At 63.3% G+C, this 24,976-nt stretch carries 12 protein-coding genes; 3 read left to right on the forward strand and 9 right to left on the reverse strand.

What is annotated here, in order from left to right; all coding sequences use genetic code 11:
- Positions 1–252: 252 nt before the first annotated feature.
- Entirely contained in the window at positions 253–1,290 is a 1,038-nt protein-coding gene (locus tag GQX66_RS04330) for an AraC family transcriptional regulator (RefSeq protein ID WP_240866861.1), read from the reverse strand.
- 211 nt (positions 1,291–1,501) lie between these two features.
- Here GQX66_RS04330 and GQX66_RS04335 point away from each other — a divergent pair, with 211 nt between their 5' ends.
- The 3 genes from GQX66_RS04335 to GQX66_RS04345 all read left to right on the forward strand — a co-directional run bounded on the left by GQX66_RS04335 (position 1,502) and on the right by GQX66_RS04345 (position 3,171).
- Positions 1,502–2,449: a transporter gene (locus tag GQX66_RS04335; protein ID WP_102687585.1), complete on the forward strand. Its 948-nt coding sequence runs from the start codon at positions 1,502–1,504 to the stop codon at positions 2,447–2,449.
- Between the two features lie 253 nt (positions 2,450–2,702).
- On the forward strand, positions 2,703–2,897 hold the full coding sequence (locus GQX66_RS04340; protein WP_102687631.1) for a stability determinant: 195 nt from the start codon (positions 2,703–2,705) through the stop codon (positions 2,895–2,897).
- Entirely contained in the window at positions 2,830–3,171 is a 342-nt protein-coding gene (locus tag GQX66_RS04345; RefSeq protein WP_102687584.1) for a type II toxin-antitoxin system RelE/ParE family toxin, read from the forward strand. The genes GQX66_RS04340 and GQX66_RS04345 overlap by 68 nt, the downstream gene beginning before the upstream one ends.
- Before the next feature lie 48 nt (positions 3,172–3,219).
- Here the strand turns inward: GQX66_RS04345 and GQX66_RS04350 are convergent, their stop codons facing one another.
- The 8 genes from GQX66_RS04350 to gspK all read right to left on the reverse strand — a co-directional run bounded on the left by GQX66_RS04350 (position 3,220) and on the right by gspK (position 24,976).
- A complete protein-coding gene (locus tag GQX66_RS04350) occupies positions 3,220–15,732 on the reverse strand; it encodes a filamentous haemagglutinin family protein (RefSeq protein ID WP_240866864.1) in 12,513 nt (4,170 codons plus the stop codon).
- Between the two features lie 190 nt (positions 15,733–15,922).
- Complete coding sequence (locus GQX66_RS04355) at positions 15,923–17,032, reverse strand: substrate-binding domain-containing protein (RefSeq protein ID WP_102687582.1); 1,110 nt, start codon at positions 17,030–17,032, stop codon at positions 15,923–15,925.
- A 348-nt stretch (positions 17,033–17,380) separates the two neighbouring features.
- On the reverse strand, positions 17,381–18,592 hold the full coding sequence (gspF, locus tag GQX66_RS04360; RefSeq protein WP_240866886.1) for a type II secretion system inner membrane protein GspF: 1,212 nt from the start codon (positions 18,590–18,592) through the stop codon (positions 17,381–17,383).
- A complete protein-coding gene (gene gspE / locus GQX66_RS04365; RefSeq protein ID WP_085646839.1) occupies positions 18,592–19,998 on the reverse strand; it encodes a type II secretion system ATPase GspE in 1,407 nt (468 codons plus the stop codon). The genes gspF and gspE overlap by 1 nt, the downstream gene beginning before the upstream one ends.
- Complete coding sequence (gene gspD, locus GQX66_RS04370) at positions 19,995–22,346, reverse strand: type II secretion system secretin GspD (protein ID WP_240866903.1); 2,352 nt, start codon at positions 22,344–22,346, stop codon at positions 19,995–19,997. Before gspD ends, gspE begins: the two co-directional genes overlap by 4 nt.
- Positions 22,343–22,888, reverse strand: a complete 546-nt coding sequence (gene gspM, locus GQX66_RS04375; protein WP_240866906.1) for a type II secretion system protein GspM — start codon at positions 22,886–22,888, stop codon at positions 22,343–22,345. Before gspM ends, gspD begins: the two co-directional genes overlap by 4 nt.
- The gene (gene gspL / locus GQX66_RS04380; protein ID WP_240866909.1) at positions 22,881–24,026 is read right to left on the reverse strand and encodes a type II secretion system protein GspL; all 1,146 of its coding nucleotides are present in this window, start codon (positions 24,024–24,026) and stop codon (positions 22,881–22,883) included. Before gspL ends, gspM begins: the two co-directional genes overlap by 8 nt.
- A complete protein-coding gene (gspK, locus tag GQX66_RS04385) occupies positions 24,023–24,976 on the reverse strand; it encodes a type II secretion system minor pseudopilin GspK (RefSeq protein ID WP_240866912.1) in 954 nt (317 codons plus the stop codon). Before gspK ends, gspL begins: the two co-directional genes overlap by 4 nt.

Below are 24,976 nucleotides of genomic sequence, written 5' to 3' on the forward strand. Positions count from 1 at the left end.
GAGCGCGGAGTTTAACTGTAGGCGGAGGATTTGTGTGGAGTTGAATGGCCTCAAAAGCGCCCCCTCACCCTAGCCCTCTCCCGGAGGGAGAGGGAACTGATTGGGGAAAATTGAGGAGGTACGCCGACCTGAACGAACGATGGTGAATCCATAATCGACACAAATCGTTCAGGTCGATGTATCACGCCAGACACCTCGGTCGGCCCCCTCTCCCTCGGGGAGAGGGCTGGGGTGAGGGAGATCGGTCTCAAGTCAAATCACAGAACTCTCTACGCGCCACGCACTCGGACTCTTCCCCGTCCAACGCTTGAACGCCCGGCGAAAACTGCGCACGTCGCTGTAGCCGACTTCCTCGGTAATCCGCTCAATCGGCATCTCAGGATTGGCCAGCAAACTCATGGTTCGCGCCTGGCGCACTTGCTCCAGCAACGCCTCGAACGTCAACGAATGCTCAGTCAGCCGCCGACGCAAAGTACGGCTGCTCATGTTCAAGTCACCAGCAATCTTTTCAATGTGACTGCCCCGACTCAGATCCCGCGCAATCGCCCGCTCCACAGCCTGGATCAGATCGAGTTTCTGATGAACCTGCGCCGCCTCCAGCTCCAGCAACTTGACCGCCTGACGCAGCGCCAGCGAATGGTGGTTGGGCAGGTTCACATCCAGCCATTGCACGTCGATCAGCATGCGGTTGTGCAGGCACCCGAAGCGCACCTCCGGCCCCAGCAGCCGCCGGTACTCATCCAGGTAATCCGGCGCGGCGTGCATGAACTCCACGGCAATCGGCTTGAACGTCTCGCCCACCAGCGCCCGCCCATAGACCAGCAGGCTGGCGAAAAACTCTTCCACCGCAAACACCTGCACCTCGGCAAACGGCAACCGGCATTCAACGTCGACGTACACCTGATCGCCCACCACATCGACGCTGGAAACCACGATCCCACCGGAGGTGTGCTGATGCCGGATCCCGATTTCGAACGCATCGCGCAAGGTCTTGCACAGCGACAGCACGTGCCCCAGCAGCCCCAGCGTACCGAGCACATTCTGCGCACCGACCCACAGTCCCAGCCCCTGATTGGGCAACGCTTTAAGCGCACGCTGGATCATGGCCACGGCCTGGCGATAGGAAATCCTCTGCGCCGGATCCTGCAAATCCTCGAAATCAAAACCCAGGCCACGGCACAGACTCTGCGGCTCGATGCCCTTGTTGGCGGCGACTTCGGCCAGGGTTTGCAGGAGAAATGGCGACACCAGCGCCAGTTCGAAGGTCGGGTCTTGGACTTTTACGTTCATGGAGGCTGACATTCCGGATCACGCTGAATTGTTATTTTTGTAACCGGTTATGTCGAAGGAAGTTAGCACAGGGTTGGCGGGCTGTCCGCAGAAGTCCCCTTACGTGTCCGCCAATACCCTGCCCTGTCGTGCGCCAAGGGCTTATTTCTATAGTGGCCGGGCGTCCTGCGTGCCGGCGTTGCGCCCAAACACAATAATAATGAGGACGGACATGACCCCGAACCGCGCGACATTCCCTGTGCGACTGGCGCTGAGCCTGCTCGGCTGCGCCGCGACCCTGCCAGCACTGGCCACCGAAGCCGGCGTCGACAACATCGGCCCCGGCACCGACGGCTTTTTCATGCTGCCGTTGGAAGTCGACAGCCTTCCGGAGAACATGGTCGCCTTCAACCTCTACTACAACCACTACAAGTCACGAAAGCTCAACATCAGTTCGCTCGGCGGCAAGGTGCCGAATGTCGAGATCGAATCCACCGCCGTCATCCCGCGTCTCGATTACCTGAGCCCGGTGCGGATTTTAGGCGGACGTCTGGCCGGTTACATCGCCCAGCCGTGGCTCAAACAGGAAGTCTCGGTGTTCGGCCTGAGCGACACCCGCGAAGGCATGGGCGATACCACCATCGCACCGATCATCCTGTGGGACATGGGCAAGGACCTGACCCTCGGCGCCGCCGTGGAAATCACCGTGCCCACCGGCGAATACAGCGTGGATCGGCTGGCCAACACCAGCAACAATTTCTACACCTACAAACCGCTGTTCTCCTTCACCTGGTTGCCGACCGAGCGCACCGAGGTGTCGATGAAGACCACCTACAGCTTTAACGAGAAGAACAAGGACACCGACTACAAGTCCGGGCAGATCTTCCACTTCGATTACTCGGCCAGCTACAAGATCACCGACGACCTGATGCTCGGTATCAACGGTTACTACCTCAAGCAGACCACCGACGACAAACAGTTCGGCCACACCGTGCAATTCGCCGGCCAGGACGTTGATGACGGCGTACGCGGCAAGGTCTTCGCCATCGGCCCGGCGCTGCACTTCACCTTCCTCAAGTACGCCAGCGCCGAGATCCGCTGGGCCAAAGAATTCGACGTGGAGAACCGGCCGGAGGGGGAAATGTTGTGGGCGAAGGTGAGTATTCCGTATGCGTTCTGAGTGCATTTGTAGGAAGGTGCGCGCGGATTTGTAGGCTGAAAACCTGAAAAACAGAGGGTAGGAACAGGCCTACAGCGGCGGTCGAGATTGCCGGACAACGATGGGAAACGTCCGGCAGATTTGAAAGGGGGACTTGCAGATACTGGGTCCCGCTACCTCATGGTTCCTCAAGGGCTCATGGGGCGCATCGTCTGCCAGTGACGACAATGGGCCATTCCCCCTTAAACTGCTGAAATTGATCACGGAGATCACTATGAGCATATTGCATTCCCCGTTTTACGCTGACTTCGAATCCGAAGAAGAGGCAGAGAGCTACGATCGCTGGTTTCGTGCGGAGGTACAGGATGCACTTGATGATCCAAGTCCTGGCATTCCCCATGATGAAGTTATGGCAATGCTCGACCAGATACTGGAAGAGATGCGCAGGAAGCGCCGCTCTGCTGCTTGAATGGAGCAGCAAGTCCTCGCGTCAACTGGCTGATATCTTCAAATACATCGAGCAACACAACACCAACGCTTCAATTTCGCTAAGAAACAAGGTGGGTGCAGCAGCACAGCGACTTTCATCAATACCTTATGGTTACCGACCCGGCCGAGTACCTGGCACTCGCGAAATGGTGATTCATCCGAACTATCTGCTGGTTTATCGAGTGAATGGCCATATCAAAATACTGAGGGTGCTTCACGCCCGACAAAAATACCCCTCAACTTCAGCAACATAAAAAAAGGGCGGCCAAACGGCCGCCCGAAGCGTACTACACGAGAGTTCTTTACAACGTCAGCTGTCCCCGCTCCTCTTCGGTCAGCTGCAGTTTCGCCTGTTCATCCAGCGCTCCGGCGCCCAGCACCTGCACCGGGCTGTTGGGGTTGTAGCCCGGCGTCGGTGCGCGGCTGGCGCCGTCGCGGGTCGGGGCCAGTTGTTCGTTGCCGAAGCTCAGTACCTGCACGGTGAACACCGAAGCCTGGTTCTGGCGCGACGCGGCTTGCTGCTGACGGGCGACGTCTTCCGCCGCCTGGGTTGCCGACGACGCGGCGGAACTGGCCGAGGTGATCGCCCCGGTGTTGACCGCCGAGACCACCGGCACGCCGGTCGCCTTGCCCTGCACCGAGATGTTGGCGGCGTTGACCACCGTCAGCGCGGCGATGTTGACGTTGCCCGACACGCGAATCCCCGCCTCGCCCGCATCGATGGTGCCCAGCGGCGCGATCAGGTCGATGTCCCCCGGTGCCACCTCGGCAATCGGGTTGAGCGTGGCGATACCGGCACCGGTGCTTGGCACCGATGGCGACAGGGTCACGTTGCCCCAGGTGTCGTACACGCGTTTCGGCGGGGTGTAGACCACGGTGGTTTTCGAACCGCGACCGGCGTTGATGTCGCCCTCGGCTGACCAGCCAAGGATCGAGCCGCCGAACGTGGTCATGATCCGGCTCTGCCCCAGCAGAATGCTGCCCTGGGAGTAGAGCTGAATGTTACCCGAGCCCTGGGTGATGATGCCCGCCGTGGATGGCGGCGCCGCGCCCTCGATGCCGAACACCTGACCACCGCCCGGCGTAAGCATCTGAATATCACCACCGAACAGCGTCTTGACCCCGGCACCGCCATATAGAGTGATGTCGCCGTCATAACGGATCGGGTTGCCGGCCACATCGGTGGTCGGGAACAACGAGGCAATGGCATTGCGACCGCGCAGATAACTGCCTTTGCGTGGGCCATCGGCGTCGTTGTATTCCAGGCCGCCGGCACGCAGTTCGGCGAAGTACACCTGACGGGCGAAGATCGCCTGCTCGGTACTCGGCAGTGCAGCGAAGAAGGCTTGCGCCTGTTCGGCGTTGCCGCTGAAGCCATAGCCAAGGGTCAGCCAGCTCTGCAGTTCATCGAGGTAAGTCTTGACCACTTTGCCCGGTTGCCCGTTGAGGGATGCGTTCGGGTCCGCGAGGTTCTGCGGGTTCAGGTAACGGGCGATGAACCGCGAATAATCCGCTCCCTGTGCGCCCGTACCGGCCTGCATCACCAGGCTGGCGCCGGGGCGGTTGTCCCCCGCCAGAATCGGTCCGATGCTGGTAATGCTGGCACGGTCCTCCATCAGGATGTTGCGCCCTGCCTTGATGTCCAGCACACCCGGGCCGGCGATGTCGAAGCTGCTGTAGAGGATGTCGCGCCCTGCCGAGACCCGGGAAATATCCCGTGAATTGTTGTGCACGAACAGATTGCCGGTCGAGGCGACACCCTCTGTATTCGGTAACCCCATCTCGCCGTTGGGCGCCGTGGTCGGTTGCCCGAGAAAGGTACCGGAAGCCACGACGTCGCGCCCTGCCAGCATCCAGACAGGGCTGGCCGCCTCGTACCAGGTACGTTTGGAGAGGCTGAACGTCAGTGTTTCACCACTGCGCACCCCCACCAGATCACCGGTCAAAGCATAGAACCGTGCGGGCGCCTGCACCTCACTCAAACCCGAGTAACTGTTGGCACCGAAAGCAAACAGCGGATATCGCAAGTTTTTATCGGGTGAAACCCCATCACTGCCACGGTTGGTCATGATCGGCGTTTTCGATGTGTTGTTACCGTAGCCATTGAAGGCCGGCGTGAATGGCGTAGCGATGGCCGACGGACTGGCGCCCGACTGGTTGATTGCGTAGCCACCGGCATAGATCGAATCCTGCGCCAGGAGCTCCAGTTGCCCTGCCTTCGAGGGCGCCAGCAACAAGGAGTACGCTGTGGCCGGCAAAAATCCGCTGCCTTGCATGTAGGTCGCCGACGGCCCCGCATAAATCGAGCCCTGGGCCGCCACCGCACGCAGGATCGACGGATATACGAAGCGCCCATCGGTGGGCGATGTGTTTCGCCCGATCATGGGCCCCTGCCCGTCAACCTCGCCCAGCTGTGTGCTTGGCGTCAGGTTGCCTCCAGCCGAAAACAGATCGATAGCCGTGTGATCGGTCCATAGCGAGAAACCACTCAATCCGCCCCCGTCATGCACGACACCGTCAGCGGTGGTGAACGGCGTCGAGTTCTGCAACCGAACCCGGCCCGGGTCCGCCGCACCACCCAGCACCAGGTCGCCGCGGGTATTGAGGCTCATGCCAGAGTCGCCAGGGATCAAGACCAGGCCGCCGGAGGCACTGCCAGCGGTGGATGTGAACGGGTCAAACGGTCGGACTTCTCGTGGGTCCTGCACATAGGAGGCTGCGCCGTACTGCAGATTGATTCCACCCAGCGCCCCGCCAGTCAGTCGGGCCGCGCCGCGCAGGTTGATCAGAGCGCCTTGCAGGTCGTGTCGGGGGACTCCCACGCCAATGTTGCCGGCCCGGGCCTGCAACGACGGATTGAGCGAACCGCCGATGCGGATGTCCATGTCACCGCCACCGGTCAATTGCAGCCGTCCATCGTCGCCGACGCGCCCGGTACTCCCGACCGCCACGATCAAGCCTTGGCCACGGGGGTAAAGATTGGTGTTGGCGTTTTCGCCCAACGCCTTGACCATGCCCCCATCGGCACCTGCGCGCAGGCTGATGTTGCCGCCACCCAACGTGCCGAAACCGGTGAAGCCAACCAGGAACGGCCCGGTATCGACGCCTTGATCCGGCAACGGCTGAGTCGCATAACTGCCGAAGTTGATCCACCACGCCGTCGGCACATCGCTGTTGCCGGTTCCCTGACGCCAGAGCCAGTTGCCCACCGCCACACTGGGCACTTGCTCAGGTGTTTCCAGGGTTGCCGAAGGGCCACGCCGACCCAGCACATCCCCCGAAATCGAACCACCGGCGTTGATGGTCAGGTTGCCGCCCATTTGCGGGTACCAGGCCTGATACAGACTGTCGTTGCCTGTGACCCACCGCTCGTAATCGCTGCCGGCACTGCCCAGCACCGAACCGTTGTCCGACAGACGTCCGCGCGGCTGGTTGAAGCGCGGATCGATCTCTTCGGATTGGGTGCCGGCGGTATAGACGCCGAACGGTGAGTCCATGCTCAGATCACCGGCGGCGAGCACGTCCAGATCCCCGGTACCGGTACGCAGTACGCTGAACATCTGTGTGCGGGTCCTGACGGTGATGCCCGGTTTGTTTTCCACGCACAGCTCAGGGAAAGACCCACACCAGGCAAGCACGTCGTCATCGCTTATCGGTGACCCCGGGGGCATGCCCATCCAGTTGTCCGGTGCCCACGTCCATCGCGGTGCAGAAACGCAGGAGTTCGGTGCCCAGTCGCACCATTCCTTGAGCTCGTCAGGCACTGGTTCGCCCGGGGTGAAGCCACCCAGGTTGCCTTCACCCCAGACCAGGGTTGGTGCCTTTTCAGTGACTTTGAGCCCGTAATGAGTGTCGGCCAGACGCAGATTGCCGTCGCTGGAAACCGGCTTGATCGCACGCGTATCAGCGGCACCCAAATCGGCCCCCGCCACCACCCGCATCGACCAGGACGCGCTGCCGGCCGGTAACAGGCTGGCAACGGCCCAGTTGCGCCCCTGCTGGTTGCCGTTCAATGGCCGCAACTCGATAAAGGCCGTCCCATCGGCCAGCACTACGTCGGTCATCGACGGAATCAAAGAACCGCGCAGCAATGCCAGCGATCCACTCAAGCGCACGCCTTTGATCGCGTTGGTACCGGCTTCGACGCTCCCCGGCAACGGCACGCCTTTAGGCCAGCGAATCGCTTTGACAGACGTGACGTCATTCAAGCGAATGCCCGCGCCAAGGCGGCTGCCGGCCGGCAATGTGACGTTGTCGGTCAGCAGCGTTCCAGCGGCAAAAATCAACTGGCCCGAGGCATCGTGAACCGCGCCTGCCAGTACCGTACCGGCGCCCAGCGTGTACGGCGCGGCCAAGGTCGCTTCGGTTGGCAACAACGTGCCAGCGGCCAGGGTCGTCGCTTGCAGCGGCACGTCGTAGTTCAGCGTGACGCCCGCCGGGAACAGCGTGCCCTCCGCCAGTGTGACGCCTGCACCCGGCACCACCAGATCACCGCCGAACGGCTGAATCCCCGGCAACAGTTTCCAGCCCGCATCGTCGACCGTCTCGGGTGGCGGTGCAAAACCGTCGTTGAGGCTGCCGTGGATATCGAGATTGCCGCCGGCGCGAATCACCAGGCTGCCAGACTCGCCAGATCCATAGGCTGCGGTTTTCTGCGTATGCGGATTGAGACTGGCATAGCGGTAACCGGACAGATCCACATCGCCCTGCACCACCAGATCGCCGTCGGCGGTTTTGCTGACGATCTCGACACCCGGTCGCAGATGGAAGGCATCGGCATAGGACGCATTGTTCAGGCCGGCCAGTTTGTTCTGCAGCAGGTTGCTGTTGAGCAACGCGGCATCGATGAACGCCGTGTTGTCGCCATGGATGCGGTCAAGGTAGGCCTGATCGATCACCTGATACGGACGTCCGCTGGCCGCCGGGTCTGCACCGTCGCTGGCATCGCTGTAACGGCGCGTGGCATTGAGCCCGATCGAACGGGCGCCCTGAATGTTCAGTGCGCCGCTGGCATCGATGGCGATGTCGCCGCCGGCCAGACGTGGTGCGTTCAACTCCAGCGTACCGCGCGGCAATCCATCGGACTGCCCGGGCAATGGCCCCGGTGCAGCGTCGGTGCCGTGGCGCAGATCGATCCGTGCGCCGGAGCCCAGCGTCAGCGTTCCGGCGCCGGAGTTGAGCTCGACCATCGCCCGGTTCGGTGCATCGATGATTTTTCCGTAGCTGTCGACCCGCAGCACACGGCCATGGGCGTCGAGCACGGCGCTGCCAGTCACGGTCAGGCCGTTCTTCGCCGACAGACGAATCGAACCAACCCTTGAACCACTCGCGTCGACAAGCCCCGCGACGGTCAGGCTACCGTTGTCCACCGAGACATTGACCTCACCGGCCTTGAGCCCGTCGCCGATCAACAGATCGCCCTGCTTGAGTTGCAGGCTGCGGCTGCCAAAAACCTGCCCTGCGTTCAAGCGCTGGTTAAGGGCCGCAAATTGCTGGCTCGGATCGCCATTCAAGTGTTGCGCGCGGATGTCCACGCCACCGGCCTTGTACGGCACCCATGTGCCACCCGCGTCATAACTGCCGCTGCTGGCGCCGAGGATCTGGCCCTGCAAATCGACCATCCCGGCATCGCTGGCCAAGGCGATGGCGCTGAGATTGCCGGCCTGATTGTTCTGCGCCGACAGGTCGATGATTGAGCCCGCGAGCTGACGGATATTGCCGTGGCTACTGTACAGCGCCACATCACCGCCCCAGCTGTACTTGTTCACATCGTTGAACGCCAGGGTACGCCCGGCCATATCCAGGTAAGCGCCACTGTTCAGGGTCAGGTCTTCTGCCGATTTGATCACCAGTTTGCCGCTGGCCAGAGCAATGCGACTGTCGAGCGTGACATTACGCGCATCGAGCGTCAGTTCCGCGCCCAGGACATTGGCCGCCGCTGGGGTACCGGCGCCCGTGAGAGTCAGGTTGTTACCGGCCTTGAGCAGGTTCACCGAGGCCGCCTCCCCCGTCAGCAACGGGGTGCGAAGGTTGAGGTTGCCGCCGCTGTAGGCATAACCCCCGACCGGGTCGAATGCGCCTTGCGCCTGATACACCGCAAGGCTGCCTTTGTGGTTGGCGGTGATGCGGTCGCTGGCGGTCAGATTGACGTTGGCAAAGCCCAGCACCAGGCGATCGTTCTGCTCCAGTCCACTGGCCTGCGGGTTGGGGCCGTAGCCGAATTCGATGCGCTGGGCCTGAATGTCGAGTGTGCCCTGACCGGTGCCGGCGCCGCCAGAGATGACAGCAGCGGGCGCTTGCGTGGCGCCGTTCCAGACCAGATTCGCAGTGCGGATGCTCGCAACGTCTGCGGCTTGGCCCAAGCCATAAATGGCCGGTGTGCTGAGTATCAGATTCTGCAGTTTGCTGACGCCGGTCTGCCGATCCAGCGTGTCGAGGCTGACACTGCCATAGAAATTGAAGGCATCGCGACTGGTCAGGCTCAAGGTCTCCAGGGCCGGAGCGCCAAACTGCGTATCACCGCGCAACAGCCGGTCGAGCACGTTCTGGTTCAGGGTCAGGCCGGTCGGCACACGACTGCCGGCGGCACTCAAGGCCTCGGCACTGCCGGCATTGATCGTCCCCACCGCCAGCGTCAGATGGCGAGTACCGAAGCGTACCGTTTCGTCGAGCTCGAACTGTTTGTCTGTGGCGGCCGTGATGCTGCCATTGGAGTAAAGCAGCGTCGGGTTGGTGCAGGCGTTCGTCGGGCAGTTGCCGATGCGAATATCCCCCGCGCCGGAGGTAGGGGTCGACAACGATGGCGCGAGCACGTTGGTCCAACCGTTCGAGACCACCAGCAGACCTGCCGTGCCCGGAGCATAGATAAAGCCTGCGGATGAATCGTACGGTGCGTCGCCGCGCCCCAGAGTGTTGATCCCCGAACCGGCTTCGAGCGTGATGCTGCCACGGGTACTGGTGGTACGCAGCAGCACTTCAGGCGCAGACAGCATGGCGCCCTCACGCAGGGTGATATTCGATGTATCACCGATGAACGAAACGATATTGCCCGCCGTGTTGTAATCGATCGCCGGTTGCGCGCCGATGGTCAGACGGCCTGCACCCAATCTGTTGAGGCTGTCGGCATACAGCGACACGCCGCTGAAACCCTCGGTACGCCGATGCCCGTCGCCGAGCAGTTCCACATCCCGCGCGCCCCTCACCACCGCCGTCCCGACCACGCCGCCAGTGGCCGGTTTGAACAACACCTGTCCGGCGAAATCCAGCGCAATACCCTGCTCGGCGCCCGACATCAAGTACAGATTCAGCGACTTGCCATCCATCGGCGCCAACGCCCGTGGCACGCCACGCCGTGCAGCGTCACTGCGGACGAATTGAGTAAAACCGGTTTCGTTGTACTGCGAATAACGGCGCACGACATCGGCCGAGGTCAGGATGACCTGGCTGGCCAGGTTGTCACGCAGCCCGGTGTTGGCGATCGACATCAACCCCGAGCTGGTCCATGAACCATTGCGCAAAGGCAACGCGCCAGGCGTGACACCCGCTGCGGCCTGGCCGTTGACCTCGACCCGGAACGCCCCCGGTAACAAGGCGAACGTCGAGGGCAGCAGCGTATAGGTGCCTGCCGCCAGCCCCGGCACGCCGGCGCCGAGGGTGATTTGCTGGCCGATGCGCGGATCAACCGCTCCCGCTTCGGCGAGCATCGGCGCGTAGGTGCTCTGATTGCCGGGCACGATGGCGTACACCGGATTGCTGGCCAGGCCTGGCAAGCTGAACGAACCGTCGGTGGCATTGCGCACCAGCGGATTGAAGCGTGCATCGGTAGAGCCGCCCCGCCCGGACACAAACCCGGCCCCTCGCAGGTCGCCGCCGCCAGACAAATCGATCAATGCTCCCTGCTGCACATCGACGTACCGCGAGGTCAGCGTTACACCGGCGGTTTCTGCGGTAATCCCCTTGAGCACAACCGATTTGCCAGCGTATCGATAGTCGATGCCGTCGGTGGTGCCGCCATAGGGCATGACCAGTCCGTCCGCGCTGACCGACGTCACACTGCCCGGCAACAAATGCAGGTCATGGGTGTTGACCACGGTCTCGTCGCCCAGGCGGATCATGCCCAGCGGCGCACGAATAACGCCGCCCTGCTCGATGTGCCCGGCAGCCAGCGTCAAGTCGCCAAACACCGAGTAAGGCACGGCGGCCGGGGCGCTTCCGGCGCGGGTGATGCGCAAGGTGCGCGCCGGGTCGGCGCCCGGGTGCACGCTCTGATAACCGACCCGCACCTCGGCAGTGACATCACTGGCCGGATAGATTTGCGCGGCCTGCAGGTTCAGGTCCCCAGGCGTCCACAACTCCGTTTTAGTGGTGTACCCGGTCGGAGCCAGAAAGCGCAGATCCCCCCGGCTGTGCAAGGTCACCTGATCAAAGCCGCGCCGACTGACCTCGATTGCCGCACCGTTGAGTAACGCAATCTTCCCCGCCGTGCCGAACGACAGGCTGTTGCCCAGATCCAGCAGGTCCGCCGTGGCGTTGAACGTGGCGGGTGCCACCTGGGTCGTCGGAGTGTTCATGACTCGCGGGCGCAGATAACCCGGCGCGTCGAAGTATTTGCCGGTCCCCGACAACCGCAGATACGGCGCTGACAGATTGATCCGCGCAGTCTCTCTGGCGCCGTCGGCCAACGCCAACGCGCCGGCATACAGACTCAGGCTCTGGCGGCTGTGCAGATCGACATCGCCGTCGAACGACAGCAAACCATTGCTCAGCAGGCTCAGGTTGTCGAAACCGCCGGCCATCAACTGATTGGCGCCCAGGCGGGCACGACCGTATTGCAAGGCTGAAGCAGCGGCACCGGGTTGCAGATCCTGCGGCAGCAGGGACTTGCCTGCGCCCTGTCCAAGGATGATTTCCCTGGCGGCACGCACTTTATTGGCGGCGAGGTTGAGGTCGTAGAGCGGCGTCTCCAGTGCAATGTCCAGACGCCCGCCGGCTGCGCCCGCACCACCGGCGACTGCACGCAGGCTGCCATCGATGAACAGTCCGTTATAGGAGCTGAGGCTGATTCGTCCACCATCGGTGGCTATCGGCGTGGGGCCCTGCCCGGCGATATCCAGCGTGGCTTGAGCACCGGACGCGTCCAGTCGTGCGCCCTCACGCACGATCACATAGGCGTCGGCCGACGTTGCCGTGGTTTTTTTCGCATCGATTTCACCGCCGACGATGATCGTGCCGCCCTTGCCCACCAGCCCGTAAGTACGACCCAGCGCATCCACCGCCGTGGCCGCGCGGCCAGCCACATCCAGCACCGCGTGTTCGCCGATCCAGATCGAGCGGTTGTGCGCTGCGTTGTCAGCCAGTTGTGAGTTGTCGGCGACGTCGTTCAAACCGAACTGTTGCTGGCGAATGTCGAGGGTGCCACCCCAGGCATTCAGTTCGCCATTGAGGGTGATCTGTCCCGCGCCGCGCAAGTTGATGCTCTGCCCGGGGTCGACGCTGATGCGCGAGCCCTGGCCGAGGCTCAGGGTCGTGTGCGCAGGATCGAGCAACCTGACTTCGCTGCTACCGGCCTGCAGCGTCAGGCTGGCACCGGCACGCTGCGTCAGTTGGGCCTTGGTCGGATTTTCCTGATAGAGCGGCGGCGTCCACAGCTCCAGTGCCCGCTGCGGCGCGGCACCGCTGACCTGATTGGCGGCCGCCTCGCTGAAGCGATAGACCGGCATCGACACATCAATGACGGTGTTATCCGTCACTTCCATCCGGTTCAGGCCAATCAGGTTGTAGGTCGAGAAGCCTTTTTCAAACAGCGTCGGCGTCAGCTGCAACACAGAGTCGGCCTGACGCTTATCGGTCTGGCCGATCAGCACATCGCCGGTCTGCAGAAACAAACGGCCGCCGCCAGACACACCGTAACCCCGCAGCTGGCCGTCCAGAGTCAGATGACTGTCACCCGACGCGGTCAAGGCGCCGGCCTCCAGCGTCACGTCACCGCCCTTGCCTCCGAGGGTCTTGCCATTGGCCAGAATCGCCCCGCCGGAAGACACGTCCAGCAGGCTGCCGGCACCGATCTCGATGTCACCGCTGCTGCGAATCGACACCACGCCACCATCCAGATACGCCAGGCTGGCGGTATCGTCAGGGTTGGTGCGCAGGTTGCTCCACAGACCGCGAGTGTCCAGTTGTGCCCCTTCAGCCACGCTCACGCGGGTGGCCTTGCCGGTCGGCGCGACGAGTCGGGTGTCGGTGAGGCGATCGGTGTTGAGCTGATTGAGCACATTGCCCAGATGCAGGCTGCCGCCACGCGCGGTCAGGTTTGCGTTGACCTGCACGTCCGGCCCGTAAAGGGTGATGTCGCCGCCATTGTCGACGGTGACGGCACCTTGGACATTGATCCGTTCCTTGGCCGCCACTTTCAGCGTGCCCAGTTGCCAGTCACTGAGTTGCCCGGCATCAAGAAACAGCTTGCCGCTGCGCGCATCGGATACGGCGCCGGTCAGCTCCCGATCATCGCCGGCCAGCGGACGTTCGCCGCCGACCTGCACCTGATCGAACAATGGGTTGAGGCCGTAGAGCAAACCACCGGAAGCCGCCACGTACGCCGGGTCATAACTGCCGACAATCAACTGCCCGCGCCGCGCCAGCGCAGTCTGACTCTGCGCATAGCCATCGAGTACGGCACGCGGTGCCTGGATCTGGCGCTCGCCCTGATAAACCTCGCCAAGCATTTGCCCTTCGAGCACAGCGTTGCGGGTGCCGATCACCAGTTGCCCGGCATCGCGTCCCACGGTGTAGCCCGACTCCCGACGACTGGACGGCGCAATCAACGGGTTGTAGTAATAACTCGTCTGACCCCAGCGTTCACTGCTGTCTTCAAAGCCTTTGTACAGCCCGGTGTAGAGCAGATCCCCCGGTGCCTTTGAGACCTCATACAGGCGCCCGTCGGCCCCGCGCAGCCAGCTCTGGCGAATCTCGCCGCTTTGTACGTCCAGCGTGCCGCCGGACAGGTTGATCAGCGAGCCCTTCTCGGTCACCACGTCATTGCCGGCAAAACTGACCATGCCGCCCTGAGCCATCCACTCGCCGACGCTGTGGCCCTGGGTGCCGAGGTAACCGCCGACCTCCAGCAGACCACCAGCGGTGTACCAGCGATCCGTGGCGTAGCCGTTAGTGCCGGCCGGGACGTAGACCAGTTCGCGCACATCGACCCAGATGTCATTGCTGTTGAGCGCACCCTTGTCGCGATTGACCGAAGCATCGCGCTGCTCGTTGCCCTGGACGTTGATCTTGATGCTGTTGGATTCCATCGCGACTTTCACGCCGATGGCACCGGAGACATCGATCAATGCGCCGTCACGCACCAGACTGCGACGCTGCGCCGCCACTGCAACCTGGCCGCCCGTGGCCAGGGTGATCGAACCGTTCTGGAACTCGACGCTGCCGCCGCTCTGGATATCAATGCGCGACTGATCGCTGCGAATCCGGTTGCTCGGTGTAACGCCGGTCAGCGCCGCCTGATGCTGACTGTCGAGGGCGGTCAGATCGCTGCTGTCGAGCAGGATCGCCGTCGCGCTGCCCTGCCCCAGCGTCACGCTGCCCTGGGTGTCGGTGGCCGGATTGAGCAAATGAATCGTGCCGCGAGTGGCGACCGAGGTGCTGGCCAGCAACACACCATTTTGCACGACCTCATGGCCGGTCAGGGTGATGTCGCCGGTCGCGGCCTGAATCAGGCCGTTGTTGCTGACCTTGCCGGCAGCGCTGCCGGTCTTGAAGCCCGGCGTGACTTCGTTGCCGAACGTCGTCGAGAAGCCATTGCCCTCAGTGCCCGAGCCTTTGCGGATGTAAAAGCGATCCCCCGCGCCGAGCACGGTCTGGCCCTTGGCGGTGTTGATGCTGCCGTCGTTGTGCACTTCGCTGCCGAGCAGCAAGGCATAGCCGCCGGCATCGGTCGATTTGGCCGGCCGCGCGGTCTCGATGGACGCGCCGCGCTCCACCAGCACTTTGCCGGCCGCCTCGGTGAACGTCGGCTGGCTGCCGGTGCTGTCGAAATACAGGCCGCGGTCGCGGAACTGAATGTCAGTGATGTTGGCCGCCGCCGCCACCAGGTTGCGCACGTTGACCTGACTGGTGCCGCTGAACACGATGCCGTTGCGGTTGATCAGCATCACCGTGCCGTCACCCTTGATCTGGCCCTGAATCTGGCTGGCCCGCGCATTCGGATCGTTGACCCGGTTGAGCACCGCCCAGTTCGACTGCTGGACGAAATCGACCGTGGTGTTGCGCCCGACGTTGAAGGTCTCCCAATTGAGGATCGCCTTGTCGGCGGTCTGCTCGATCTTCACCGTGGTCTTGCCATCAACCTGAGTCTGCTGCGGGCCCTTGGCGTTCTGCCAACCTTGCGTGAGGCTGTTATCGACCTTCAGACCGCCCTCGCCCAGACCATCAGGCACAAACTGCACCGTGCCCAGCGCCGCCGCACGACCGGCCGCCTGCGCCGCCTGTTGCGCCGCAATCGCGGCCACCGTGTTGTTCAAGGTCTGAATCGAGCGCTGCAACTGCTGGTTGGCCTTTTGCTGCTGCGCCAGCGGTGGCGTCATCCCCGGCAATCCGCCCACGCTCGGGCGCGCTGCGGCGGCCTGTTGCGCCGCGCCCTTGGCGGCGAACCATCCCGAACTGAACGCAGTCGCCGCCTCGGCACTGCCTGCCACCAGACACAAGGCAATCGCCTGCGCCAGGGGCTTGAGCAACCACAGCGCCGGATCGGCGTCCATGCGCTGCTGAGGCTGAACACGGGTACTGCGACGGGATGGGCGAGCGAGCATCACTACGAGATCCTTTTTGTTTGCCACATGAGGCCGCAGGTCGGCTTGCCCCTGCTGTTACGACATAGGCGGTTGGCGGGGGCCGCGACCGAACGGATGTCACACAAACTTCATGAACGAGGTGTAGATCGGCCAAAAAAAATGGCAGCAGCCCGAAGGCTGCTGCCATTTCATTGCCGTGAAGCGAGGCTTACAAAGGACGGCCGACAGCGTTGCAGACGCTGGCGTTGTTGATGTCCAGGTTGTTGCCCGAGGTGTTGGTGACGAAGTTGGCAGTCACGGCCGCTTTCCAGTTGGTTGGAACCGGAGTGAAGCTGTGAGCGATGGTGGCAGCGTTGTTGCCCGGGTTGCTGTAGTGGGTGGTCAGGAAAGCTTTGACATCAGCGGCCACGGTGGCGTCCTTGTAGCACTGGCCGAAGATGAAGTTGGTGTAAGCCACGATCGGGTAACCGCTGGCTGGGTTAGGAACGACCGGTACCCACTGGGCAGGATTCGAAGGCGCGGTTGGCAGAGTCGCCGAACCCAGAGCCAGCGAAACGTTGGCGGTGGTTGGCTGTACGCCGTTGACGCGAGCAACCACGGCGTTGCTGGCGGCGTTCACACCGTCCGGACCAACGTAACCGATGGAGCCGTCAACGGCATTGACTTGAGTGGCCACGTCAGCAGTACCGGCAACACCTACCCAGGTCGAAGGCAGGGTCGAACCGGCTGGCAGACGAGCGCTGGCGAAGGTGGAGTTGGTGGCGAACCTGGTCGGGCAGATCGAGTTCAGGTGACGGGTCAGGATTTCCGTGGTGCCGCTGGAAACGTTGCGATAAACAACGCGGATCGGCGTGGTGTCGGAAGTGCCCAGCAGATCACCCCAAGTAGTTTTGGCGCCGGAGAAGGCGTCGCACAGCTGAGCGCTGGTCAGGTTCAGAGCGGTCTGGCCGGATTTCTTGTACGGAATGGCAACCGAAGTGGCCACCGAAGGCAGCTGGATCAGCGGGCCGTACGAAGCGCCGAAGTTGGTGTTGTAGGTGCTGATTTCCGAAGCGCTGAGGATCGAGTCACTACCGGCGAAGTGAACCGAACCGGTGGTGTTGAACAGTGCCGAGTTGTTGGTCAGGAAAGCGGTCTTGCCGGTGCCGCTACCGGTACCCAGGTAGCTGAAGTTGGCTGGCAGGATGCTGTTGGCAGAACCTTTGTACAGAGCGGCAGGCAGAGTCGCGCCACCACCGGTTACGTTGGCAGCCATGGCCTGGGCGGAAGCCAGGGCAGCGACGGTCAGGGAAGCTGCGATCAGAGTGCGCTTGAACATGAAGAATCTCCTTTTCAACGTTGGTTGTGAACACAGGTTTTCAGGGGACTTGCATGACACTGGGAGGACTCACCGCCGACCTTCGCAAGCGGGGTCCGTGGTTAAGTCGCACTGAGAAATTCGCAGTTTCCGGTGACAGATAAAGGAAAAAACCTCGGGAGGTGCAGGCTGATTTTCGAGGGATTTTCTCGGGTGTTCCGGGGGTTGTGCGGAGTGTCTGCGGCAAGCTTTTTGAGGGAATCGGCCACAGCCCTTGAAGGGCCGTTGCAGATGACAGAAAGGAGAACCCGAGGATGCTGTTTTTGGCGCTCGGGTGAGATCAGACGCCGGTAAAAAAAGTTGAGAAAACTACTGCACCAACTGGTTGATCTCGATGATCGGCAACAGCACCGCCATCACGATCACCAGCACTACCCCGCCCATCACCACGATCATCAGCGGCTCAAGCAACGCAGTCATGCCCATCGCCCGGCGCTCGATATCGCGGGACAGGGTTTGCGCAGCGCGTTCGAGCATCGGCGGCAGCGCACCGGTTTTCTCGCCGCTGGCGATCAGGTGAATCAGCACTGGGGGAAACACGTTCTCCACTTTCAGCGCAGCCGCCAGGTTGACGCCCTCGCGCACTTTGGCGGTGGCCTCATTGACGCTCAGGCTCAGACGATCATTGGACAAGGTCTGCCGCGCCGCCTCCAGTGCCCGCAACAACGGCACCCCGGCGCCACCGAGAATCGCCAGCGTCGAGGCGAACCGTGCAGTGTTCAGCCCCAGTACGAAACGCCCGAGCAGCGGCAGCTTCAGCACCCGATGATGCCAACTCAAGCGCGCCGCAGGGTTGCGCAGATACAGGCGCCAGCACCAGAACGCACCGGCCATGACGCCCGCGCACAACCAGCCCCACGCCCGGATGAAATCACTGGCATTGAGCATCGCCAAAGTCAGCCCCGGCAGATCCTGCCGCGCCTGGGAAAACGCGCTGACCACCTGCGGCACCACGTAGCTGAGCAGGAAAATCACGATGCCGATCGACACCAGCCCGACCACGCCCGGATAGATGAACGCGGTGAGAATCTTGCCGCGCAGGTTGTTGCGCTCCTCGATGTAATCCGCCAGCCGCTCCATCACCTGCGCCAGATCACCGGACTCCTCGCCCGCCGCGATCAGCGCCCGGTAAATCTCCGGAAAATCCCGTGGTCGCGCCGCCAGCGCTTCGGCCAGGCGCATGCCGCTGCGCACGTCGGCACGTACGGCGCTGAGTGTGTGAGCGATGTGTTTTTTCTCGGCCTGTTCGACCGTGGCGCTCAGCGCCGCCTCCAGCGGCAGACTGGCGCCGAGCAGGCTCGAAAGCTGTCGCGTGGCCCAGGCCAGATCGTTATCCGAGAGCTTGGCACTAAACAATCCACCGCCGCCATGCTGGGAGACATTGCTCTCCTTCTCCACCGACAACGCCGTCAAACCACGCCCGCGCAGCACGCCAAACGCAGCGCCCTGACTGTCCGCCTCCAGATGCCCGGACTCGATCTTGCCGCTGGCATCGGCGGCTTCAAAACGATAGCGATTCATCAGGCGTCCCGTGTCACACGAAGGATTTCTTCAGGGGCCGTGGCACCGCTGCGAATCCAGCGCTCGCCGTCCTCGCGCAGGCTGAACATCCCGGCCTTGCTCGCCGCCGCGCGCAACGCCTGCTCCCCTGCGCCTTGGTGAATCAGGGTGCGGATGTCGTCGTCGATGCAGAACAACTCATGAATGCCGGTCCGGCCGCTGTAACCGGTGTGATTGCACGCCGCACAACCGACCGGGCGCCAGGTGCCGGGCGTGGCCGGGTCTTCCTGTTTGCACTGATTGCACAGCCGCCGCACCAGGCGCTGAGCCAACACGCCGAGCATCGACGAGGCCAACAGAAACGGCTCGACGCCCATGTCGACCAAGCGGTTGACCGCCGACACCGCATCGTTGGTGTGCAGAGTCGCGAGCACCAGGTGACCGGTCAGCGAAGCCTGCACCGCGATCTGCGCGGTTTCGAGGTCACGGATTTCGCCGATCATGATGATGTCCGGGTCTTGCCGCAGAATCGCCCGCAATGCCAGGGCAAACGTCATGTCGATCTTGGCGTTGACCTGAATCTGGCTGATGCCCGGCAAGTCGTATTCCACCGGGTCTTCTACGGTGAGGATGTTGCTGGTGCTCGCATCCAGCCGCGCCAGTGCCGCGTAGAGGCTGGTGGTCTTGCCGCTACCGGTCGGGCCGGTGACCAGCACGATGCCGTGGGGCTGGCGGATCAGGTGATCGAGCTTGGCCAGCACCTGCGCATCCATGCCCAGGGTTTCCAGATGCAAACGCCCGGCCTGCTTGTCCAACAGACGCATCACCACCCGTTCGCCATGACCGGTGGGCACAGTGGAGACGCGAATATCAATCGGCCGCCCGGCCACGCGCAACGCAATGCGCCCGTCCTGCGGCAAGCGTTTTTCGGCGATATCGAGCTGCGCCATGATCTTGATCCGCGACACCAGCGCACCGTGCAACGCCTTGCGCGGCGAGACCACGTCGCGCAGCGTGCCGTCGACCCGGTAGCGCACCACCGAATGGGTTTCGAACGGTTCGATATGAATGTCGCTGGCCTCGTCCCGCGCCGCCTGGGTGAGCAAGGCGTTGATCATGCGGATCACCGGCGCGCCGTCCTGGGTGTCGAGCAGGTCGGTGATTTCCGGCATGTCCTGCATCAGACGGTCGAGGTCGACTTCGTTTTCCGCCGCGCCAACCACCGCTGCCGCGCTGCCGGTGTCGGCGTAGGCAGTAGCGAGCAAGCCGTCGAGTTCGTCATCGCGCACCCGCTCAAGCCTGGCCGCGCCGAACTGCCGTCGTACCTCGCTGATCGACCAGCCCGGCGTCGACGGGCACACCGTCAGCACGCCGTCGCGCAGCAGAATCCGCTGCGCCTTGGCCCAGGCGTAAGGCAATGCGCTCATTGCAGCGGCACCGCTTTGATGGTCGCGCGCGGGCCGGACACCGGCGCCGGCACGCCTTGGGCAGTGGCCGGCAATTGCGGCGCCTGCATGTCCGGCATCGCCCAACTGCGCTCCGGTTGCAGACCGCCCTGAGCGCGGCGCATGAAGTCGTAGCGGTTCAGCGTGATGCTGCGCCCCGCCGCGCTGTCGCGAATGATGTACGGGCGCAGGAACACCATCAGGTTGGTCTTGGTGATCGAGCGACGCTCGTTGCGAAACAGTGCGCCGATCCCCGGAATGCTCGACAACCAAGGCACCGCGTCATTGCTCTGGCTGTAGCCGTCCTGCAGCAGACCGCCGAGCACCATGATCTGCCCGTCGTCGAGCAGGATGCTGGTGTCGAGCGCGCGTTTGCTGGTGACGATCCCCGCCGAATTGGCCGCCGCCGAAGCGCGTTCGTCGATGCTGCTGACTTCCTGATAAATGTCGAGCTTCACCGTGCCGCCCTCGGAAATCTGCGGCCGCACGTTGAGCTTCAAGCCGACCTCTTCGCGGGTCACGGTCTGGAACGGGTTGTTGCTGGTGCCCCCGCCGCCGGTGACGTAACTGCCGCTGACAAACGGGATGGTCTGGCCGACGAAAATGCTCGCCGCTTCGTTGTCCAGGGTCAGCAGGTTCGGCGTCGACAGCACGTTGGTGCCGCCCTTGCTCTTCAACGCCCGGGCCAGCACTTTCAGGTCGAGAATCTTGCCGATCCCGGGAATGTCGACGGTGCCGTTGACGTAGCCGAGGTTGAGGCCTTGCGGCAGCACATCGAGGCTGGTCTTGCCGTTGACATTGATCCCCGAACCACCGAGGTTGGCGCCGCCGATCACACCGTTGCCGCCGAGGTTGCCGGTCTGCCATTGCACGCCGAATTCGCTGGCGTCGTCCTCGCCGACTTCAACGATCAGGCTTTCGATCACCACTTGGGCGCGGCGCTGATCGAGCAGATCGATGACTTCGCGCAGGTTGCGATACAGCGGTTCCGGCGCGGAAATCAGCAAGGTGTTGGTGGTCGCGTCCGCCTGAATGGTCACGCCGCCGGCGCTGAAGGCGACGTTCTGTTCGCTGCTTTGCGCATTACTGCTGCCGCTGCTAGCGCTGCTGCCCTGGGCGTAGCTGCCGCCGGTGCTGCCGTTGTTGGTGGTCGACGTGCTGCCGTTGGTTTGCGTGCCGCTCTGGCCGTTCTGCCCACCGCCCGAGTTGGTGGAGCTGCCCATGTTGCTGAGCACCGAACGCGCATTGTCGCTGGTGCCGCTGTCGCTCTCGCCGGTGAGCAATCCGCGCAGGGCCTGGGCCAGTTTGCCGGCCTGGGCGTTTCGCAGGTACACCACGTGCAGGTTGCTGGGATTGCTCTGCGCGTTGTCGAGTTTGTAGATCAGGTTGCGCGCCAACTCCGTGCGCTCGGGGCTGCCGGCGCGGATGATGATGGTGTTGGAGCGCGGGTCGCCGATCACTGCGATTTTCTGCGTCGGGTCATTGCCCGGCGCGTCGAGTAGGTCGGCGACCATCGGCGCGATGTCGGCGGCGATGCCGTTCTGGATCTGCACCACGTCAGTGTCGATGGCGCTCGGGGTGTCGATGCCCTGAATCAGTTGCGCGACCCGCGTGAGGTTCTCGGCGTAATCGGTGACGACGATGGTGTTGTTGCCCGGATAGGCGTTGATCGGGTTGTTCGGCGACACGATCGGGCGCAGCACCGGGATCAGGTTCACCGCGTTCTCGTATTGCAGGCGGAACGTGCGGGTGAGCATGCCGTTGCCGGCCGGTTTGTCAGCGCTGTAGATCGGCCCGCCAAGCAATTTGGCGTCGGCCTCCGGCACCACCTGCGCCACGCCGCCGACATCCACCACGCTGAAACCTTGCATGCGCAGCGCCGCCAGCAACATGTCGTAAGCCTGATGCGCCGGCACCTGGCCTTCGGAGACCAGCGTCAGGTTGCCCTTGACCCGAGGATCCACCAGAAACTGCTGGCCGGTGGAGCGCGACAACGCCCGCACCACCGCTTGAATATCGGCGTCGACAAAATTCAGCGTCACCGGTTGATCGCCCAACGGATTGGCCGGCAACGTCGTGCCCCGCGCCGAACCACCGCTGCGGGCGCGTTCGGTGATGTTGTGCAATTGCTTCGGCGCCGGTTTGACCTGAGCCTGCGCACGCTCGCGGTCGAGCACCGCGTCGCCGCTGCGCTGAGTGTTGGCCAACGGCCGACCGAGTTCGCTGTCCACCAGCAGCGGCGGTTGATTCGGTGGTGTGGTGTTGCTGCACGCGCTCAATGCCATCAACAGCATCGGCAACGCCATGCGTTTGGATCCTGACCCCTTCATGAAGCTTCCTTAGCGCCCAGCGCCTGATCCATGCGTACGGTGCCCGACAGAGTGCCGGCGGTGTCATCGGTCGCGGCGTCGTCTGCACGTTGCAGACGGGCCTCGACCACTTGCAGTGAAAAATTCCGCGGTTGGCTCAGCAGCCAGTCGAGCACGGCGTCGGCCGGTGCCGCGTCGAAGGTCAACTGCCAACCGGCGGACGCGCCCGTCAATTGGAAATGGCCGCCCAGTCCGCTTGCCTGCAAGGTTTGCTGCAGCGACTGCTCCAGGTTCTGCCCGTCGGGGCGCACGCTGACGTCGCGCAACAGCACTTCCAGCGCTTCAGCCTGGGCGCGCAGTTTCGGGGTTTCGACTTGCGAGGCGGCGATCTTCTTCAGCGGCGGCTGAACCAACGCCACCCACACAAACAGCCCGAGCAACAGCGCCGCCATCCCGCCGACCATGCGTTTTTCCCGCAGCGCCAAGGGCTGCCACCGGGCCTGTAACTGAGCATTGAAGCGCTGCCAACCGGCGCGGTATTTCGCAAGCGATGGGCTATTCATCTTCGGCTCCGCTGCTGTCGTCGTTGTCGGTGGCGGCGGTCGCCTCGCCGGCCGGGCGCAGGACCCAGCCGTCGTCATTCGGGCTGATGCTGATGCCGGCCTGGGCCTGCGTGCCTTGCCAGTCCTTGTCGTTGCCCGAACGCCTTGCCTCGGGTAGCAGACTCAATTGCAACGCGCCGTCGACAAACTCCAGCCGCTGCACCGTACCGGCCATGGACGGCATGCCGCTGCCGGCCTGCGACACCAATCGCGTGAAATCCTGCCCCGGCGCATCCACCGCGCCTTGCTGGCGCGCCGCGATTTGCTGACGGGCCTGTTGCAGCGGATTGAGGATCACCGGCAACTCGGGAAACGCCTGCTTCACCCGCTGCGCCATCTGCGCCTTGAGCTGCTGGGCCTGCCCGGCCTCGCGGGCGGCGTACAGGTTCAAACCGATCACCCACACCGCCAGCGCCAGCGCACAGCAACCGAGCGCCCTACCCCAGCCGCGATGTTCGGTGCCCGGTTGCTGGAGGCCGCCGTGCAGGCCCCAATTCGGCAACGGGCCGGCGTTTCGCTGCGTGTCGGCCAAGGTCGATTGCACCGCCTCCGGTGCGCCATCACCGATCCAGTGCGCCGGCAGACCGGTTTCCAGCAGCCAGGCTTCATCGATCATCGGCTGCACCTGCGCCGCATTCGGACCGTGGCGCAGCAACAGATGATCGTCGTGCAGACAGCCGACACCGCCGGCCATCACCGGCAAGCTGTAGGCCGCCGGGTACAGGCCTTTGAGGTTCAAACCGAATTGCCCGAGGTGCTGCAAATCCTTGCGTGCTACCCAGGCAATCTGCACTTGGCCGCTTTCATTGCGGGCACTGTGAGCGATGTGCATCTCGGCGCTGTCGCCGAGCATCAAGGCCTGCGCCGCACATTGCACCGCCGCAGCGGTTTTGTTCGCGGGCAGCGGCGGCAGATCAATGCTCGCCAGCAGGCTGTCCGACGGGTGCAGAAAACACACCAGCGGCTGCTTCGGCAGCGCGCCGAGCCGCACGCGTTCCTGGCGTGTGACCTGCCCCTGACGATCCAGCCACGCACAATCCACTTCACTGTCGAGACCCAGCTCCGCCAGCGGCGGCAGACTCACACGCAACTGGCTCATACGCCCACCCGCGACCAGATCACTTGTGGCAAACGATCCTGACTGCGATGCAGCAACGCATCGAGGCTGACCCGCCGCTGATCGCGCCGCGCCTGCCCGCGCAGCCGGAACCAGTCGCTGGTGATGCCGACCTTGACACTGGTGATCTCCAGTTGCGGCAGTCGCAGGCGATTGACGAAATCCCCACGATTGATAAACCAGCGCCCGGCGTCACGCTCATTGATCAACGCCTGCGCCCGCTCCAGCGACAGCCCCGGCACATAAGCCGCCAGCACTGGCGCCGTGGCCGTGTTGCCGTTGAGCCAGGTGGTCGCCGGAATCACCGTCAGGTACGGCGCCAGTTTCGCCAACAGCGCATCGTTGACCCCGTCGACACTGCGCAAATCGTCAAGCGTGCGCAGCATCGGCAAGGTCGGCGATTGCGGTTTGCGCGAAGCGGACGGCGACGTGGCGCGCCCACTGTCGAAAGTGCTTTTCGCCACAGGCTTGTCCACCACTTGGGCATTCAACAGATGCGGATAAGAGCCGATCACCCGCTGACTGATGCGCCGGCTCAAGCCGCTGCTCACACCAATCAACTCGCACAAGCGCTCGAACGCCTGCACCTGCGCATCATCGATCCGCTCGTTGGCCACCAGATTGCGCAGGTTGAATTTGCCCTGCTCATCCTCCAGCCGCCCCTCGAAACCCTGGGTGTTCAACCGCTGCGCCCAAGGTTGATCGAGTCGGGTCAGCGGATCGCGCTGCCGCGCATCCCACAACAATTGCCGGCTGATCTCCAACCCGCCGTGCAGCACCCAACGGCCCTGCACGCGCAATTGTTCGGCCTCCAGCGCCCGGGTCGAAACGCTCTGGCGGGTCAGCATGCCGGCGGCGATCACCGCGACCACCGCTGCGATCAGCAGCGCACTGATGATCGCCATCCCCTGCTGGTTCGATTGGCTGTTCAT

Source organism: Pseudomonas sp. B707 (assembly GCF_022496685.1).
Lineage (GTDB): Bacteria > Pseudomonadota > Gammaproteobacteria > Pseudomonadales > Pseudomonadaceae > Aquipseudomonas > Aquipseudomonas paraglycinae.

Excerpts from the sequence above, each read along its gene's own strand:
- GQX66_RS04330 (WP_240866861.1), bottom strand. The coding sequence starts at position 1,290 with ATGAACGTAAAAGTCCAAGACCCGACCTTCGAACTGGCGCTGGTGTCG.
- GQX66_RS04335 (WP_102687585.1), top strand. The coding sequence starts at position 1,502 with ATGACCCCGAACCGCGCGACATTCCCTGTGCGACTGGCGCTGAGCCTG.
- GQX66_RS04340 (WP_102687631.1), top strand. The coding sequence starts at position 2,703 with ATGAGCATATTGCATTCCCCGTTTTACGCTGACTTCGAATCCGAAGAA.
- GQX66_RS04345 (WP_102687584.1), top strand. The coding sequence starts at position 2,830 with ATGAAGTTATGGCAATGCTCGACCAGATACTGGAAGAGATGCGCAGGA.
- GQX66_RS04350 (WP_240866864.1), bottom strand. The coding sequence starts at position 15,732 with ATGCTCGCTCGCCCATCCCGTCGCAGTACCCGTGTTCAGCCTCAGCAG.
- GQX66_RS04355 (WP_102687582.1), bottom strand. The coding sequence starts at position 17,032 with ATGTTCAAGCGCACTCTGATCGCAGCTTCCCTGACCGTCGCTGCCCTG.
- gspF (WP_240866886.1), bottom strand. The coding sequence starts at position 18,592 with ATGAATCGCTATCGTTTTGAAGCCGCCGATGCCAGCGGCAAGATCGAG.
- gspE (WP_085646839.1), bottom strand. The coding sequence starts at position 19,998 with ATGAGCGCATTGCCTTACGCCTGGGCCAAGGCGCAGCGGATTCTGCTG.
- gspD (WP_240866903.1), bottom strand. The coding sequence starts at position 22,346 with ATGAAGGGGTCAGGATCCAAACGCATGGCGTTGCCGATGCTGTTGATG.
- gspM (WP_240866906.1), bottom strand. The coding sequence starts at position 22,888 with ATGAATAGCCCATCGCTTGCGAAATACCGCGCCGGTTGGCAGCGCTTC.
- gspL (WP_240866909.1), bottom strand. The coding sequence starts at position 24,026 with ATGAGCCAGTTGCGTGTGAGTCTGCCGCCGCTGGCGGAGCTGGGTCTC.
- gspK (WP_240866912.1), bottom strand. The coding sequence starts at position 24,976 with ATGAACAGCCAATCGAACCAGCAGGGGATGGCGATCATCAGTGCGCTG.